At 67.6% G+C, this 16,059-nt stretch carries 17 protein-coding genes; 3 read left to right on the forward strand and 14 right to left on the reverse strand.

The window, feature by feature from the left end; all coding sequences use genetic code 11:
• Positions 1-77: 77 nt before the first annotated feature.
• From IPK85_12315 to ruvB, 8 genes are all read right to left on the reverse strand, one after another.
• Positions 78-1,052 (reverse strand): SRPBCC domain-containing protein, encoded by a 975-nt coding sequence (locus tag IPK85_12315; protein ID MBK8248172.1) that lies wholly within the window; start codon positions 1,050-1,052, stop codon positions 78-80.
• A gap of 2 nt (positions 1,053-1,054) precedes the next feature.
• Positions 1,055-1,408 (reverse strand): helix-turn-helix transcriptional regulator, encoded by a 354-nt coding sequence (locus tag IPK85_12320; protein ID MBK8248173.1) that lies wholly within the window; start codon positions 1,406-1,408, stop codon positions 1,055-1,057.
• A 125-nt stretch (positions 1,409-1,533) separates the two neighbouring features.
• Positions 1,534-2,466: a methionyl-tRNA formyltransferase gene (locus IPK85_12325; GenBank protein ID MBK8248174.1), complete on the reverse strand. Its 933-nt coding sequence runs from the start codon at positions 2,464-2,466 to the stop codon at positions 1,534-1,536.
• 12 nt (positions 2,467-2,478) lie between these two features.
• Entirely contained in the window at positions 2,479-3,042 is a 564-nt protein-coding gene (gene def / locus IPK85_12330; GenBank protein ID MBK8248175.1) for a peptide deformylase, read from the reverse strand.
• On the reverse strand, positions 3,039-3,407 hold the full coding sequence (gene yajC / locus IPK85_12335) for a preprotein translocase subunit YajC (protein MBK8248176.1): 369 nt from the start codon (positions 3,405-3,407) through the stop codon (positions 3,039-3,041). The genes def and yajC overlap by 4 nt, the downstream gene beginning before the upstream one ends.
• 283 nt (positions 3,408-3,690) lie before the next feature.
• The gene (locus tag IPK85_12340) at positions 3,691-4,062 is read right to left on the reverse strand and encodes a hypothetical protein (protein ID MBK8248177.1); all 372 of its coding nucleotides are present in this window, start codon (positions 4,060-4,062) and stop codon (positions 3,691-3,693) included.
• A 13-nt stretch (positions 4,063-4,075) separates the two neighbouring features.
• Complete coding sequence (gene queA, locus IPK85_12345; protein MBK8248178.1) at positions 4,076-5,128, reverse strand: tRNA preQ1(34) S-adenosylmethionine ribosyltransferase-isomerase QueA; 1,053 nt, start codon at positions 5,126-5,128, stop codon at positions 4,076-4,078.
• Positions 5,128-6,153, reverse strand: a complete 1,026-nt coding sequence (gene ruvB / locus IPK85_12350; protein MBK8248179.1) for a Holliday junction branch migration DNA helicase RuvB — start codon at positions 6,151-6,153, stop codon at positions 5,128-5,130. The genes queA and ruvB overlap by 1 nt, the downstream gene beginning before the upstream one ends.
• 293 nt (positions 6,154-6,446) lie before the next feature.
• Between ruvB and IPK85_12355 the strand changes: the two genes are divergently transcribed.
• Positions 6,447-8,171, forward strand: a complete 1,725-nt coding sequence (locus IPK85_12355) for an EAL domain-containing protein (protein MBK8248180.1) — start codon at positions 6,447-6,449, stop codon at positions 8,169-8,171.
• On the opposite strand, the gene IPK85_12360 is transcribed toward IPK85_12355, so the two are convergent.
• The 6 genes from IPK85_12360 to IPK85_12385 all read right to left on the reverse strand — a co-directional run bounded on the left by IPK85_12360 (position 8,149) and on the right by IPK85_12385 (position 12,670).
• Positions 8,149-9,303, reverse strand: coding sequence for an aminotransferase class I/II-fold pyridoxal phosphate-dependent enzyme (locus IPK85_12360; GenBank protein ID MBK8248181.1), 1,155 nt, complete (start codon positions 9,301-9,303; stop codon positions 8,149-8,151). The two genes, IPK85_12355 and IPK85_12360, sit on opposite strands and share 23 nt — an antisense overlap.
• 92 nt (positions 9,304-9,395) lie before the next feature.
• Positions 9,396-9,995 carry a Holliday junction branch migration protein RuvA gene (ruvA, locus tag IPK85_12365; GenBank protein ID MBK8248182.1) on the reverse strand — a complete coding sequence of 200 codons (600 nt, stop codon included), beginning with the start codon at positions 9,993-9,995 and terminating at the stop codon, positions 9,396-9,398.
• Positions 9,989-10,510, reverse strand: a complete 522-nt coding sequence (gene ruvC, locus IPK85_12370; GenBank protein ID MBK8248183.1) for a crossover junction endodeoxyribonuclease RuvC — start codon at positions 10,508-10,510, stop codon at positions 9,989-9,991. The genes ruvA and ruvC overlap by 7 nt, the downstream gene beginning before the upstream one ends.
• Before the next feature lie 7 nt (positions 10,511-10,517).
• Positions 10,518-11,264: a YebC/PmpR family DNA-binding transcriptional regulator gene (locus tag IPK85_12375; GenBank protein MBK8248184.1), complete on the reverse strand. Its 747-nt coding sequence runs from the start codon at positions 11,262-11,264 to the stop codon at positions 10,518-10,520.
• Positions 11,265-11,364: 100 nt separating this feature from the next.
• Positions 11,365-12,213 carry a DnaB-like helicase C-terminal domain-containing protein gene (locus tag IPK85_12380; GenBank protein ID MBK8248185.1) on the reverse strand — a complete coding sequence of 283 codons (849 nt, stop codon included), beginning with the start codon at positions 12,211-12,213 and terminating at the stop codon, positions 11,365-11,367.
• On the reverse strand, positions 12,206-12,670 hold the full coding sequence (locus IPK85_12385; protein MBK8248186.1) for a hypothetical protein: 465 nt from the start codon (positions 12,668-12,670) through the stop codon (positions 12,206-12,208). Before IPK85_12385 ends, IPK85_12380 begins: the two co-directional genes overlap by 8 nt.
• On the opposite strand from IPK85_12385, the gene IPK85_12390 reads away from it, so the two are divergent.
• Together IPK85_12390 and IPK85_12395 are read left to right on the forward strand one after the other, a co-directional pair.
• The gene (locus IPK85_12390; GenBank protein MBK8248187.1) at positions 12,669-14,246 is read left to right on the forward strand and encodes a response regulator; all 1,578 of its coding nucleotides are present in this window, start codon (positions 12,669-12,671) and stop codon (positions 14,244-14,246) included. The two genes, IPK85_12385 and IPK85_12390, sit on opposite strands and share 2 nt — an antisense overlap.
• 17 nt (positions 14,247-14,263) lie before the next feature.
• Entirely contained in the window at positions 14,264-16,057 is a 1,794-nt protein-coding gene (locus IPK85_12395; GenBank protein ID MBK8248188.1) for an ATP-binding cassette domain-containing protein, read from the forward strand.
• Positions 16,058-16,059 lie beyond the last annotated feature (2 nt).

Genomic DNA, 16,059 nt, shown 5'->3' on the forward strand with positions numbered 1-16,059 from the left:
AGGGATGAGCCGACGCGAAAAGGCCAGTGAGGGCGGTGCCCCCACTGGCCTCGACCAGCCCGCGGCGACGGATGGTCCTATGCGGCCAGCACTTCACGCTCCAATCTGGCGTAGCTCGCTTCCATGCCGGTCGTCATCCCCGTCCCAAGGATCATGTCCCGCAGCTCCTTGCTCGGGTACGTGATGAGCAGGCTCATGAGCGTGCCGCCTTGGACCGGAACGAGCGACAGTTCATTGTGTGTGGAGGGGCCCTCCATCCCGATCATCTGCTCGGTGGTCACGGCCCGGTGGGGTGGTGCGGACTCCAGGAGCTCGCCCTCGAACCCGAAACGCTGGGAACCGTCGTTGGCTGCCCATTCGTAGCGATACCGGTCGCCGACGTTCGTCGCCACCTCACAGACTGGCATCGACCAGCCCTCGGGGCCGAGCATCCACCGTTTCATCAGGGCCGGGTCGTGGTGCGCGCGCCAGACCTGCTCGACGCTGCCCCCAAGCACGCGGCTCACGCGGACCTGCGTGTCGTTGAGGAGCTGCGCCTCTGTCGCCAGGCCCGCCGCGAAGGTCTTGAGATCCGCCAGGACCGCGTCGATCTGCCCCATCGCCGACTGCATCCCCTCCATCATGCCCATCTGCACGAGTTGCTCCATGGCCTCGACGCTCGGGAACCGTGTCACGCTGATGAATCTCGATCCCTGCGCCGTGGGCTCGAACGTGAAGGTCATCTTCATGGTCGGCATCGCCGCGTTGGGCTGACCCGCGTCGTCCGAGAAACCATCTTCGACCTCGATCACCCGGTGGGGCTCGATCGCAAGGAAGCGAAACCAACCCCCCGCACGCGTCCCGTCGGGGCCGGTCATGTAGTAGTGCGAGTGGCCACCCACGGCCATGTCGTGGCGCGTGAAGGTGGCGGGCCACTGCTCCGGACCCCAGAAGCGCTCGAGCTGGCGCGGGTCCGCATACGCGTCCCACAGCCGCTCCACCGGCACGGGGTACTCGGCGGTAACGGTGAGGGTCAGGGTCGCGGGATCAGAGGAAACGCTAGTGATCGGCATGGTTAGTCTGTGCGGCGAGGGGGTTCAGCGAGGATGGCGTCGAGCTGGCTGAAGCGGGCGCTCCAGAGCTGTTCGAGGGTAGAGAGGAGGGCGCGGGCGCGGGCGAGTCGCTCGGGATTCCCGCGCACGATGCGCTCGCGACCCTGAGGATGCTTGGTCACCAGCCCGGCCTCCTCCAACACGGAGACGTGTTTCTGCACGGCCGCGAAGGACATGTCGTACCGCGACGCGAGCGACGTGACCGTCGCATGTTCGCCGCCCATGAGTCGCGCGATGATATCGCGCCTGGTCGTGTCGGCGAGTGCATGGAAGAGCTGATCGAGCGCGGCGTTGGAGAGAGAGGGATGTACAACCATGTGGTTGTATATATGACCCTGGGCTCACCGCTGTCAAGGACGGGTCATTTGCGAGGCCAAGGAGCGCCGGCCGGATCGGGCGCACTGCTCTGGCGAGGGGTCCTCGGGCGGCGGCGAGCGCCGGGTCAGCTCAGGACGTCGGCCGTGTTGAGTTGACGACCCTGGGCCAGGTCGAGGGCGGCCATACGTCGCTTGCCCGCGGGCTGGAGATAGCCGATACGGACGCCGCCGGAGGCACAGGCGACCACGGCCCCATGTTCTTCCACGGCGAGCACCGTGCCCGGTTCGGCTGCGGCGTCGGGCACGAGGGTCACGCCGCTGATGCGGGTATCGATGCCGCGCAGCGTGGTCCACGCCCCCGGACGCGGGTCATAAGCGCGAATCGCGCGGGCGACCTCCACCGCTGGCGCCGTCCACCGGATGCGGGCGGAGTCCCGATCGAGCTTGGGAGCGTAGGTGACGAGGGACTCGTCCTGTGGGGTCTCGGTGAGGGCAGCGCCTAACGATGCCAGTGTCAGTGCCTCGATGAGGGCCATGGCCCCGAGTTCGGAGAGCCGCTCGGTGAGTTCGCCACCGGTTTCGTCGGGAAGCACAGGGGTCGGCGCCTGCAACAGGATGGCCCCGGCATCCAGCTTGGGCACCATCCGCATGATCGTGACGCCCGACTCGCTGTCCCCGGCGAGGATCGCGGCCTGGATGGGCGCGGCGCCACGCCAGCGCGGTAGCAGGGATGCATGGATGTTCCACGTCCCCATCGTTGGCAGCTCAATGATCGCGCGCGACAGGATATGGCCATAGGCGACCACCACCGAGAGGTCCGGCGCCAGCAATCGCACCGCCTCAAGGAACTCCGGGTCACGCGGTTGCGCGGGCTGCATGACCGGGATCCCCTCTTCCTCGGCGATCGCCTTGACCGGGGAAGGCACCAGGGTGCTGCGACTCCTTCCCTGGGGCCGATCGGGCTGTGTGACCACGCCGATGACGTCGTGCCCCTCGCCCAGCAGCGCGCGGAGCGGCGGGGTGGCAAACTCGGGAGTGCCCCAGAACAGGATGCGCACGGGTGGCCGTCGCTACATGCCGGCTTCAGGGTGCTCCGGATCGACCTGCTCCGGCACGCCGGACTTGAGGTGTCGGATGTTCCCCGTGTATTGCTTGCGCAGCTCGTCCCACTCGGCGAGGGCGGCCCGACGCTTGAGGTAGCTGAGGTAGTCGATGAAGAGCTTGCCGTGAAGATGGTCGATCTCGTGCTGGAAGCATCGCGCGAGGAGGTCGGTTGCCTCGACCTCAAAGGGGGTGCCATGGACGTCCTGCGCCTGCACGATCACGCGCGTCGCGCGCTCGACGGTGCCATACACATCGGGGAAGGAGAGGCAGGCTTCCTCCGCGCGCGCCTTGCCCTCGGCGAGCACGATCTCCGGGTTGATGATCGCGTACTTCGCGCCTTCCACATCCACGACGGCCAGGCGTTCACGGCGCCCCACCTGGGGTGCCGCGAGCCCGATCCCGCTGGCGGCATACATCGTCTCGAACATGTCCTCGACGAGGGCGCGCAGGTCGTCGGTGAACTCCGTCACCGGGACCGTTTCCTCGCGCAGGATGGGATCGCCGAGGAGATGGATCGGCAGCAGGCTCATGCGGCGGGATTGCTGGTGCCGGCATCACCGAGGACGCGAGCGATCCTTCCGCGTTCCACGATGAGGCGGGACTCTCCGGAGCGAATGGTGATGTGGTCTTCCATGGTCCTCTGCGGCCCCGCGTCGGAGCTGGACTCCTTCATGTGGACGATTTCGCCGACGACGCCACCGGCGGTGACCACCTGGTCGCCGCGCTTGAGCGTCTTGAGGCGTTCCTCATGCTTCTTCCTTTCCTTTTGTTGCGGACGGATCATGAGGAAGTAGACGATGGCCGGGATGGCCATGAACATCACGAGTTGCCCGACAGGGCTGGGGCCAGCGACTCCCGCCTGGAGCAACAGGGGGATCGGAAGGGCGACGGTCATGGCGAACAGAGTAAGGGAGGAGACACAGGCGCCGGGTCAGCGAGCGGGTCGCAGCCCGGCGGTTCAAGGGACCCGGTGGCGAGCGGGAAACAGGCCACATCCATACGGATCGTGCGGAAATGTACGTGAGGGAGGGGGGGCGGGCGAAGGCCGCGGACGGGTGGAGGAGCGTCGTCGAGGGAGGGCCCAGGGCAGCTGCGGGTGGGCGCCGATGGCCCGATGCGCCTGAATCCGCCTGACAGGGCGCACCGGCGCCGATGGCCGTGCCCGGGAAACGCGCTGCCTAACGAATTCGCACGTTGACGGAGTCACCCCGGCAGGAGAACGCCATGCGGACCGGGAGGGTGCGCGGTCCCGGTCGCGTCGAGTCTGCGGGAAGGGTCAGCTGGGCGGCAATCGTCCCGAAGACTTCGTCCACCAGCTGGTCGCCGCTGCCCGCCAGCAATTCTGCACGGGTGGCCTGCCCGGTCGCGGTGACGGCGACGGCGAAGTGCACCACGCCCGTGTCGGGGAGGGCAGCCTTCCGGAAGGCCGGGCATTGCAGGTGCAGGTACTGCGCCAACACCGGTTCGGCCTGGCCTGGGAGATAAACCGGGTTCTGTGGCGACGGCAGAAATATCCGCGTGGTCGTCGCGACGCAGGCGAGGGCTGTCACGAGTCCAGCGGTCCTACAGAATGACCATCGCATCGCCATACGAGTAGAAGCGGTAACGCGCACGAATCGCCTCATGGTAGGCCTCCATGGTGAGGTCGTACCCGGCGAACGCAGCCACCAGCATGATGAGGGTGGACTTCGGCAAATGGAAGTTGGTGATGAGTCGATCCACCACCTGCCAACGGTATCCTTCGCGGATGAAGACCCGCGTGTCCGCCGCACCGGCTCGCACCCCGCCGGTACCGTCGGCCATGGTCTCCAGGGTGCGGACGGAGGTTGTTCCCACGGCCCAGACGTGGCCCCCCGACGCACGGGTGGCCGTGATCGCCGCCGCGGTGTCCGGACTCACCGCGCACCATTCCTCGTGCATCAGGTGATCCGCCGGGTCCTCCACGTCGATGGGCTTGAAGGTCCCGGGCCCAACGTGGAGCACCACCTCCAGGTGCCGCGCGCCGCGGTCACGGATGTTGCGGAGGAGCTCGGGGGTGAAGTGCAGGCCCGCCGTGGGGGCGGCGACCGATCCCGGTTCTCGTGCGTAGACCGTTTGGTATCGCTCCGCGTCAGCCCGGTGGGCTGCACGCTCGATGTAGGGAGGGAGCGGGACATGTCCATACCGGTCGATCGCGTCGGCGGTTGGGCCCTCCGTGCTCCGGAGCCTGACGACCCGCGTCCCGCGGTCGGTGATGGACTCGATCGTCAGGTCGAATCCCGCAGCCACACGGACCACCCGTCCTGGTCGCAGCTTGTTGCCAGGGTTGACCATGGCTTCCCAGCGGTCCGCGCCAAGGTCACGCACGAGCAGCACCTCGGCGGGGGCTCCGGAGGGGCGGGTGCCGAGCAGCCGGGCCCGCAGGACCCGACTGGTATTGACGACGAGCGCGTCGCCCGGCGGGACCAACTCAACGATCTCGCGAAAATGGCGGTGCTCGATGGTGCGTGACGCGCGGCGCACCACGAGCAGCCGGCTGTCGTCGCGTCGCGTGGCCGGTTCGGTCGCGATGAGCTCCGGCGGCAACTGGAAGTCGTAGGCGGAGGTGCGGCGCTCCGCCCCGCCGGGTGGCTCCACTACAGGAGGCGTCCCTGTTCCCCGCTCTCGCGGGGCGGCGTGTAGCCGAAGTGTCGGTAGGCGGTGGATGTCGCGACGCGCCCGCGCGGTGTGCGCTGAAGAAACCCGTTCTGGACCAGGTACGGTTCGTACACCTCCTCGATGGTCCCAGGGTCCTCGGCGACGGCGGCGGCGATGGCACTTACCCCCACCGGGCCACCGTCGAACTTCTCGATGATGGCGCGCAGGATTCGGGCGTCCATGTCGTCGAGTCCGAACTCGTCGACGTCGAGCAGCTGCAGCGCTTCGTTGGCCACGGCGAGGGAGATGCGCCCGTCCGCGCGAACCTGGGCGTAGTCGCGCACCCGGCGCAGGAGACGGTTCGCGATGCGCGGCGTTCCCCGTGAGCGTCGCGCGATCTCGTGGGTGCCTGCGGCATCGATCTCGACCTTCAGCACGCCGGCGGTCCGCGCGACGATCAGCTCCAGGTCCTCCACCGGGTAGTAATTCAGCCGCTGGACGATGCCGAACCGGGCGCGCATGGGCGGCGTCAACATTCCCTGGCGCGTCGTGGCCCCCACCAGCGTGAAGCGCTCGATGGGCATGGTGATCGTTTGCGCCTTGGGTCCCTCGGAGAGACGGATATCGATTTTGTAGTCCTCCATCGCCGGGTAGAGGAACTCCTCGATGACGGCGCGGAGCCGGTGTATTTCGTCGATGAAAAGGATGTCCCGGTCCCGCATGTTCGTCAGCATGCTGACCAGGTCCGCGGGCTTCTCCAGCGCGGGCCCCGACGTCGTGCGGATGTTCACCCCGAGTTCGCGCGCCATGAGCTCGGCGAGGGTCGTCTTTCCCAGGCCGGGCGGACCGAAGAACAGGATGTGATCCATCGCCTCGCGCCGCGCACGAGCCGCCTCCAGATAGATCTGCAGGCTCTCGCACACCTTCGATTGGCCGATGAATTCAGCGAGGCGCTGCGGCCGCAGGGACAGCTCGACCGGCCCCTCTTCCGGGAGCTCGGATGGTGTGGTGATCTCGTGGGCCATGAGCGCCTGAATATACCCCGAAGGAAGGCCGAATCCAGCGAACGTGACGTTCGATATGTCGAGGCGTCCTCGACCGTATGGCAATGGCGCGGTCACCGGGAACTCAGGGGAAGATGCGAGGGGTCAATCTGCCCGGATTTCTGGCGGCGGCCGGACTGCTCCTCGGCGTCCTCTCGCGTTTCGCCGTCCAACCGAAGGGAGACGTTCTCCTATGGGTCGGGATGGGAGGCGCGGCCGTTGGCCTGGTGTGGCTGGTTCGCAGTCTGCGCGCTTTTCGGGAACGTCTTGCGGCCATGGCCGCTTCTGAGGCGCGTTTCCGGTCGCTCGTTCAGCAGGGGGGGGACGTCACCCTGATTGCGACGGCCGAGGGGCTTGTGACCTATGCGAGTCCGTCTGTCGTGGGGCTCGCGGGCCGCAGCACGCGGGACGTGGAAGGCCAACCCCTTGCCTCCCTGGTCCATCCGGATGACGCGACGGCCCTTGGCCGGTTCCTCAAGTCGGCGGCCGAAGGGATGCCGGTCACCGCGGAATGGCGGCTCAAGCGTGGCGACGAGTGGGTCTGGACCGAGACTGATGCGGTGGACCTGCGCAGCGAACCCGCGATCAACGGCCTGGTGATCACGCTGCGGGATATCTCCGAACGCCGATCACTCGAGGCGCGCCTCACGCACCAAGCGTACCACGATTCCCTGACGCGCCTGGCGAACCGGTCGTTGTTCCTCAATCGCGTGGCCCATGCCATCGCACGGTATCCGCGCGACCTGAAACCGGCCGCCGTGCTGTTCCTGGACCTGGACGGCTTCAAGAAGGTGAATGACTCGTTAGGTCATGCCGCTGGTGACGAGCTGCTCGTCGCCTGCGCTGCGCGGCTCTCGGCGTGCATTCGCCCGGGGGATACCATCGCACGGTTGGGCGGGGATGAGTTCGCCGTGTTGCTCGAGGGGATTGCCGGCATCGGGGATGCCGAGATCATTGCCGGTCGCATCGCGCAGGCGGTGGCCGGATCGTTCACGATCCAGGGTCGCGAGGTGTTCGTGGGGGTGAGCGCGGGGATCGCCGAGATTGCCGGTGACCTGACCCCTGACGAGGTCCTGCGGAACGCGGACCTCGCGATGTACTTCGCCAAGTCGCGCGCGAAGGGCGGGCATGCGGTCTACCAGCCGGCGATGCACGCGGAACTGGTCGAATGGCTCGAGCTGGAGGCCGATTTGCGGTCGAGCATCGGGGGCGACCAGATCTCCGTGGAATACCAGCCGATCGTGCATTTGGCGGACGGGCGGTTGTACGGCGCCGAGGCCTTGGTGCGCTGGACCCACCCGGTCCGCGGCCATATCCCCACGACGCGCTTTGTCGCGATGGCCGAAGAAACCGGGCTGATCGTTCCGGTGGGTCGCCGGGTGCTGCAGGAGGCGTGTCAGCAAGCGGCCACATGGCGCCGGACCGCCGCGCGTGCGGCTGAACTGCGCCTCTCGGTGAACCTGTCGGGCCGGCATTTCCAGGAGGCGGCGCTCGTGGCCGACGTCGGGCACGCGTTGCGCGAGAGCGCCCTTGCGCCGGGGGCGCTGACGCTCGAGATCACCGAGAGCGTGCTGATGCGGCGATCGGAGGAGACGCTCGAGACGCTGCGCGAGTTGAAGGCCCTGGGGGTCAAGCTGGCGATTGACGACTTTGGCGTCGGCTATTCGTCGTTGGGGTACCTACAGCAATTCCCGATCGACGTCCTCAAGATCGACCGCACCTTTGTGGACTCGGTCGCCGTGGCGAACCGGGACCCGGTGTTGGCGCGTGCGATCATCGCACTGGGCCAGACGCTGGGCATCGAGACGATCGCCGAGGGGATCGAGCGCCTGGAGCAGCGGGATGGGCTGACGGCGCTGGGCTGCGAGCTTGGGCAGGGGTACTTCTTCTCGCGTGCCGTGCCGCCGGACGAGTTCGAGCGGCGCCTCCTCAAGGCCCCGGCGCCGCCACGCGTGACGCCGGGGAGCGTTCGGGTACTCAGACCAACGCCGGTAACCTGAGCAAGCGCTCGGCGGCGGCGTCGAGCGTGTCGTCCTTCTTGCAGAAGACAAACCGGATGTAGCGCGGCACTGTCGCCCCGGGCGAGTGGAAGCTGGATCCCGGCACCGTGGCGATGCCCGCTTCGCGGGTGAGCCACATGGCAAACTCGGTGTCGCCACGATCGCTGAACGCGGAATAATCGGCGAGGATGTAATACGCGCCGTCTGGCGGGGAAAATTTGAAGCCCGCCTGCGCGAGCGGCGCGCACAGCCGATCCCGGCGCCGCAGGTAGTCCTGCGCCATGTGGTTGTAGTAGTCGACGTCAAAGGCCATCCCGACGGCCGCCGCCTGCTGCAGGGGGGCGGGGGCACCCACCGTCAGGAAGTCGTGCACCTTGCGAATGGCCACGCTCTCCCGTGGTGGGGCGATGGCAAAACCCAGCCGCCATCCCGTGCAGCTGAACGTCTTGGACAGCCCGGAGATGGTGATGGTGCGTTCGCGCATCCCCGGGAACGTCGCGAGGACGTGGTGCGAGCCCTGGTACCGGATGTGCTCGTAGATCTCGTCCGTGATTGCCCAGACGTCGTGCTGTTGGCACAGGTCGGCAATGAGGGTGAGTTCGTCGCGGCTGAAGACCTTACCCGTCGGGTTGTGTGGCGTGTTGATGACGATGGCCTTCGTGCGATTGGAGAATGCCGCGCGCAGGCGATCGGGGTCAAAGCGCCAATCCGGCCATTCGAGGGGAACGAACACCGGCTTCGCGCCGGCCAGAATCGCATCCGGGCCGTAGTTCTCGTAAAACGGCTCGAACACGATGACCTCGTCGCCCGGGTCGATCAGGGCGAGGAAGACCGCGGCCATCGCCTCCGTCGCCCCGCATGTCACCGTGAGCTCTCGATCGGGATCGACCGTCATGTCGTACCACCGATGGTATTTCTCGGCGATCGCGACCCGCAGGGCTGGCGCGCCCCAGGTCACGGCGTACTGGTTGATGTCGCCGTTGATCGCTGCGCAGGCCGCCTCCTTCATCGGGGCGGGCATCGGGAAGTCGGGAAAGCCCTGGGCGAGGTTGATCGCGCCGTATTGGGCGGCGACCCGGGTCATTTCCCGGATGACACTTTCGGTGAACGTAGCGGCGCGTTGCGCGGGCATGCCGAACGGGGTGAGGGGGGAGTGACTCCGGCAATCTGGAGCGCGCGCCGCACTTCTCAAGGGCGCGCGTCACCTCGCTCCGCCTAACGTTTCTACTTGCGGGCGATGTGGGCGAGTGCCTGCCGGATAAGCTCCGGGGCGGTCGCTCCGGGGGCCGCCGCGTCCAGCGCATGTCGGACGCCCTTTTCTGCATCCTGGGTGGAGTACCCCAGGGCGACGAGGGCCCGGATGGCGTCGTCTGCGCCGGCCCCTTCGGGGCGCGATCCCGCGGCCCCGCCGGCGACCAGGTCGGTGAGCTTCTCCGACAAGTCCAGGATCATCTGCTCCGCCTTCTTGCGTCCCACGCGCGGAACCTGCTGCAGGGTCGCGAGGTCCTTCTCCTTGAGGGCGCGAACGACGCGCTCCGGCGAGAGGGTCGACAGCATCCCAAGTGCGAGGGCGGGTCCCACCCCCGTAGCCCCCAGGAGGCGCTGAAACACTCTCCGTTCAAAGGGTGTGGCGAAGCCGTAGAGTTGCCACTCGTCTTCGCGCACGACGAGATGCGTGTGCAGGGTCACCTTCTCCCCAGCTCGCGGCAGGGCCTCAAAGGTGCCGAGTGGGATCGCGAGGGCGTAACCCACTCCGCCCGACGTCATCACTTCGGCCCGGTCCAGTTCGCGCGCGACGAGGGTGCCGGTGACCAGGGTCAGCATGCGGCGCGCACCGAGGACTGCCGCGTCTCACGAGGTACGAGCAGGTGCACCCGCATGGACAGGGTCAGTGCCACGGCCACGGCGTCCGCGGCGTCCGCGGGCGACGGTGGGGCCGCGAGCCGAAGCAGGCGGGCCACCATGAACTGCACCTGCTCCTTCGTGGCGTTCCCGGTCCCGGTTACCGCCTTCTTGATCTCCGCGGGAGGGAACTCGTGGACATCGAGCCCGGCTTGCGCCCCGGCGAGCATGATCACGCCGCGTGCGTGCCCCAGGACCACCGTTGTTCGGACATTCCTGGCGTAAAAGATGTCCTCGACCGCCATCACCTCGGGCTGGCAACGGTCGATGATTGCGCGAAGGGCGGTGGAAATCTCGAGCAGCCGATGCACGAGGGCGTCTTGGGGCCGGGTCCGGATGACACCACACTCGACCAGTCGCGGGGTGGCGCGCTCGCCGAGGCGAACGAGCCCATATCCGGTGACGGCCGTCCCTGGGTCGACCCCGAGGATGAGCACGCGTGCGTCAGTCCGTGGCCGCGAGTTCCGACACGTCCATGTCGAAGTTCGCGTCGACCTTCTGCACGTCATCCAGCTCCTCGAGGCCCTCGATCAGCTTGATGAGCGATTGGGCATCGGCCCCTTCCACCCGAACGGTTTGCTTGGGAATCCAGGCGATCTCGGACTCGGTGGAGACGATGCCTTTCGCCTCGAGGGCGGTCTTCACGGCATGGAAGGCGGCGACTTCGGTGGAAACAACGTACTGGTCGTCTTCGCGGGCAAAGTCGGTGGCGCCTGCTTCCAGTGCGGCCTCGAGGGTGGGGTCTTCCTGGTGTTTCGTGGCGTCGAGGTAGAGCTGGCCTTTTCGCTCGAACATCCACGACACCGAGTTGGTGGCGCCCATGTTGCCACCGCCGCGCGAGAGCTTGTAGCGGACCTCGGCCACGGTGCGGGTCGCATTGTCGGTCAGGGCGTGGATCATGAGGGCGACGCCCCCTGGGCCAAAGGCTTCGTACAGGACCTCGACGTAGTCGACCCCCTCGAGCTCGCCGGTGCCTTTCTTGACCGCCCGTTCGATGTTCTCCTTCGGCATCGACGCGGCCTTGGCGGTGTCAATCGCTGTGCGCAGCCGTGGGTTGCCCCCCGGGTCGCCGCCGCCCTGCTTGGCCGCGACGGTGATTTCGCGGATGAGCTTGGTGAACATGGCGCCACGCTTGGCGTCGGTGGCGGCCTTGTAGTGCTTGATTTGCTTCCACTTACTGTGACCAGCCATGCGTCGAGCGGGATGGGGAGGGGAGGAAGTTACACGTCGTGACGGCAGACGGCAGACGGCAGACGGCCCGGCGGCCGCGCGGCCATTGGGCGGACGTGTCTCAGCCCTCTACCATATCCTCAAAGCGCAGCCACCGCTTGTAGAGGTAGAGGTCGACCCAGCCTAACGATCCTGTCCGGTGCTTGAGGAGGTGCAGCTCGGCCGCCCCGTCGATGTCCGAGGCGGCGTGATACAGCTCCTCGCGGTACAGCCCGAGGACGACGTCGGCGTGTTGGGTGAGGGCGCCGAGAGCGCCGAGGTCGTCGAGTTGGGGCCGCGGATCCGCGCGGTCCCGAACGGGCCGCGCCAGTTGGGCGGTGACGAGCACCGTACAACGCCGGCGCACGGCCATGGCCTTGAGCTCGCGGACGACATGGGCGATTTCCTCGTCGCGTGGGGCACGTCCCGTGGCCAGCGCCTCGACGGGGTCGACGATGACGAGCCCGATCCCGAGTTGATCGATCAGGAGGTCCGACAGGCCGCCGACCCCATGGGGGGGGACGAACGAGAACAGGGGCGAGTGGTCGCGGAGTCGCAGGACCGCAGCGCCGACCCGCGCATGCGTTTCCTCGTCCAGGTCACCGCGGCGCAACGTGTCAGTGGAAGTCTTGGACAGGATGCCGAGGGCCCGCTCAATCAGGCGTTCCGTGTCCGCCTCGCCCGAGAAGAGCGCCACCTCGTGGCCGGCCTCCGCGGCGCGGAGGGCGACCGCCGTGGCGAAGGCACTCTTCCCGACGCCGGCGTCGCCGCAGAGGACGACGAGGTCTCCGCGCCGCGGTCCGCCACCGAGGCGGGTGTCGACACTGGGAAAGCCCGTGGAGACGGTATCGTCGGCCGCGCCGGTCGCGTCCAGGCGCGCCAGCCAGGCGGTGGCGTCGAACGGACGCGGGCGGGGCGAGTCGTTAGGCATCCGGCAGGGGAGCGAGCCGCTCTTCGATAGCGCGGCGTTCCTGGCGGAAGGCGGCGTCGACTGCGCGAGAACCCAGGGCAAGCAACCGATACCAGGCGGCCAGGGCCTCGACACGGTCGCCACGCGCGCAGGCGTCCAGCACTTGCGTGAAGGCCGAACGGGCCGGCGCGGGCAGGGCCAGCGCCTGTCCCCACTGTCGCGTGGCGGCCGCGCGTGCGCGCAGGCGCTCGCCGGACGCCCCGTCACCCAGGTCCCACAGGAGCCGCGCGGCCATCCAACTCGCCAGGGCAAGCTCGCGCTCCCCGCCGAGCGGCAGCCGATCGGCCACCGAGATGGCCGCCCGGAAACGGAACGTTGGTGGCGCGAGTGCGTATCGAGGGAGGCCGATCACGCGGCGCAATCTACCGGAGATCGACCACTCGGCAAACACAGCCTCCGACCCTACATTCGAACGCATGCCGCCGCTCCCCAAGCTCGGCCCGTCGTCCCGCGCCGTGTTATGGGTGGATGATGAGGCTGACCTGCTCGAACCGCATCGCCTGTTCCTGGTGGACAAGGGGTTCGAGGTGTCGATGGCGCGCAACGCCGACGATGCCCTGGAGATGCTGCGTCGTCGCTCCTACGACCTGCTGCTCCTGGACGAGCAGATGCCGGGGCGTCGAGGGCTGGACGCCTTTCGCGATGTCCGGGAGCTGGCGCCGGCCATGCCCGTGGTGATGATCACCAAGTCCGAGGACGACGGCACATTGCGCGAAGCGTTAGGTGCGGATGTGCGGGACTACCTCGTCAAGCCGGTCAGCCCAAGGCAGGTCCTCTCGGTCGTCACGAAGGTGCTGGAGGGGCCACGCATTCGGCAGCAAGCCGTGGCCCGGGCGTTTGTGGAGCGTTTCCGGGCCCTGGAGCTCGAGCGCAGCCCGCACCTCGACTGGCGCGGGTGGATCGAGCGTTTCGATGAGTTGATGCGATGGGACGTGGACCTCACCGCTGCCGGAGAGACCGGGCTGTACGAATCGCTGCGCGGCCTCTATCCGGACATGCACCGGGAATTTGCGGCCTTCATGGCGCAGGCGTACCCCGCGTGGTTGAAGAACCTGGAGGGCGACCGTCCTCCCCTGTCGATCGATGTGGTCCCCGAGTTCGTCCTGCCCGTGCTGCAGCGGGACCGGCGTGTCGCGTTGGTCGTGGTTGACTGCATGCGACTGGACCAGTGGCGGGTCCTCGAGCCCGTGGTCAACGCGATGTTCGAGGTGGAGACGACCCACTACTACGCCGTCCTCCCGACGGCGACCCCGTACGCGCGCAACGCGCTCTTCGCCGGGCTCTTCCCGGGGGAAATCGCCGCGCGGCTCCCTGATTGGTGGGGCGAACGCGACGACGAGTCGCTCAACGCCCACGAGCGAGAACTGCTCGAGGCGCAGTTGGTTGAGCTCAAGGTGCAGGCGTCCGTGCGCTACCAGAAGATTTCCACTCCGGGCGATTCCGACGACCTCGAGCGGCACCTGGCCACAGCTATCGGCGGCGAGGGGATCAGTGCCTTTGTCTTCAACTTCGTCGACCTCCTCACGCACGGCAGGTCGGAGTCGGCCATCCTGTATGAGGTGGCCCGTGACGAAGTCGCGTTGCGCGCCTTGACGCTACAGTGGTTCCAACGGTCGGCGCTGTATGCGTTGCTTCGGGAGGCGGCGCGCAAAAAGGTCACCGTGGTCCTGACCAGCGACCACGGGTCCATCCACTGCACCACCCCGGCGACGGTCTTCGCCCGGCGGGACGCCACGCACAACCTGCGCTACAAGTTTGGTGAGGACCTGCGGGCGGAGCGTCCCGAGTACGCCCTCCAGTTCACCAAGGAGGACATGTTGCGCCTCCCGCGACGCGGCATGGGGGCCAACACCCTGCTGGCCGTGGGGAACACCTTCTTCGTCTACCCCACCAAGTTGCGCGAATACCAGGGTCGGTACCGTGGGTCGTTCCTGCACGGCGGGGTAACGCCGGAGGAGTGCATCGTGCCGTTGGCGCTTCTCACGCCGAGGTAGCGCGCGGCGTCGCGACCATGCTGCGTCGGCTCTTTCCCTTCCTTCGTCCGCACGCCTGGCGCATGGCGGTGGCCGTGGCGTGCAACCTGGGCGCGGCCGTCCTGGACGTCTTCTCCCTGACGCTCCTCATCCCGTTCCTCGACCTGCTGTTCGGACAGCAGGCCACCGGGCGGGCCGTTAGCGACCGGTTGCAACCGCTGTTTGAGCGCATCCTCGTGGCCGACGACACGATGACGTCCCTGCGCAACATCATCGTGGTGATCCTGGCCGCGGTGGTAGCGAAGAATGCGCTGGTGTGGGTGAGCGGCCAGGTGGGTGCCAGCCTGCAAGAGTATATCACCCGCGACCTGCGGCACGCGCTCTACGCGCACCTGCAACGCCTGCCGTTGAGCTGGTTCACGCGCACGCGCGCGGGGCAGGTGCTCGCCCGGCTGTTCTCGGACACGCAGACGACCAAGCAGGTGATCACTGAGGCCGTGACCCGCTCGATCCAGAGCGGGGCGACCATTCTGGTGTCGCTGACGTGGCTCTTCGCCACGTCCTGGCGGCTGTCGATGCTCGCCCTCGTCGTCGCGCCGCTGCTGATTGGCCTCCTGCAGCCCCTCCTGCGCAAGTTGCGAAAGGGGCACGGGCGACTGGGGAACCAGTACGGCGACCTGACCAGCACGGCGCAGGAGGCCATTAGCGGGATTCGCCTGGTGAAGGCGACGGGCGCCGAGGCGTTCGAGGTGGACCGGTTCACCGCGGCGAGCGGCCGGTACGCGAGCGGCATGGTACGGGTGGCCCGGCTGACCAACACGGCGCAGCCGATTACCGAGACGCTGGCCACGGCGATCGCAATGGTCATCCTCTGGGTTGGCGCCCGTCAGGTCCAGGCCGGGCTGTTGGATGCGTCCATGCTGATCGCCTTCCTGGTGATCGTCATGCGCATGTTGCAGCCGCTCAAGCAGCTGTCGCAGGTCCAGGCGATGGCTCAGCAGTCCCTGGCCGCCGCTGCACGGGTGTTCGAGGTCATCGATCACCCGGTGGAGCGGGACACCGGGCACAAGGACGTCGCAGCGTTTCGCGGCGAGATCGTCTTCGACCAGGTGGGGTTTGCCTATGACGGCGCCCCAGTGTTGCAAGACATCGCGTTCACGGCACGGCGCGGCGACCTTGTCGCGCTCGTGGGACCGAGTGGGGCCGGCAAGAGTACCCTGGTGGACCTGATCCCGCGCTTCCACGACGTGGGCAGCGGCCGGATCCTGCTGGACGGTGTGGACACCCGCGAACTCACCCTCCGGTCACTGCGGTCACTCACCGGGATCGTGTCACAGGACACCGTGCTCTTCAATGACACGGTGCGTAACAACATTGCCTATGCATCACCAGGCCGCTTCACCGACGCGCAGGTGGAGGCCGCGGCCCGGGCGGCCAACGCGCACGAGTTCATCCAGGCCCTGCCCGAGGGGTATGCCACCGTGCTGGGCGAACGCGGGACACGATTATCGGGTGGGCAACGCCAACGTCTCGCCATTGCGCGCGCCCTGTTGTCGGACCCGCCGATCCTGATCCTCGACGAGGCCACGTCGGCGCTCGACACCGAATCCGAGCGCCAGGTGCAGGAAGCGATCGATCGGCTGCTCGCAGGTCGTACCGTGTTCGTCATCGCGCATCGCCTGTCCACGGTGACGCATGCGTCCCGCATCCTCGTGCTCGAGGGGGGGCGGGTGGTAGAGGCGGGAACGCACGCGGAGCTGGTCGCGCGGGAGGGGGGCACGTACCGGCGCCTCCACGACCTGCAGTTTGCCGCGACGCCGGCCCCGGGCTGACG

It is taken from the genome of Gemmatimonadota bacterium (assembly GCA_016712265.1).
Taxonomy (GTDB): Bacteria; Gemmatimonadota; Gemmatimonadetes; order Gemmatimonadales; family Gemmatimonadaceae; genus RBC101.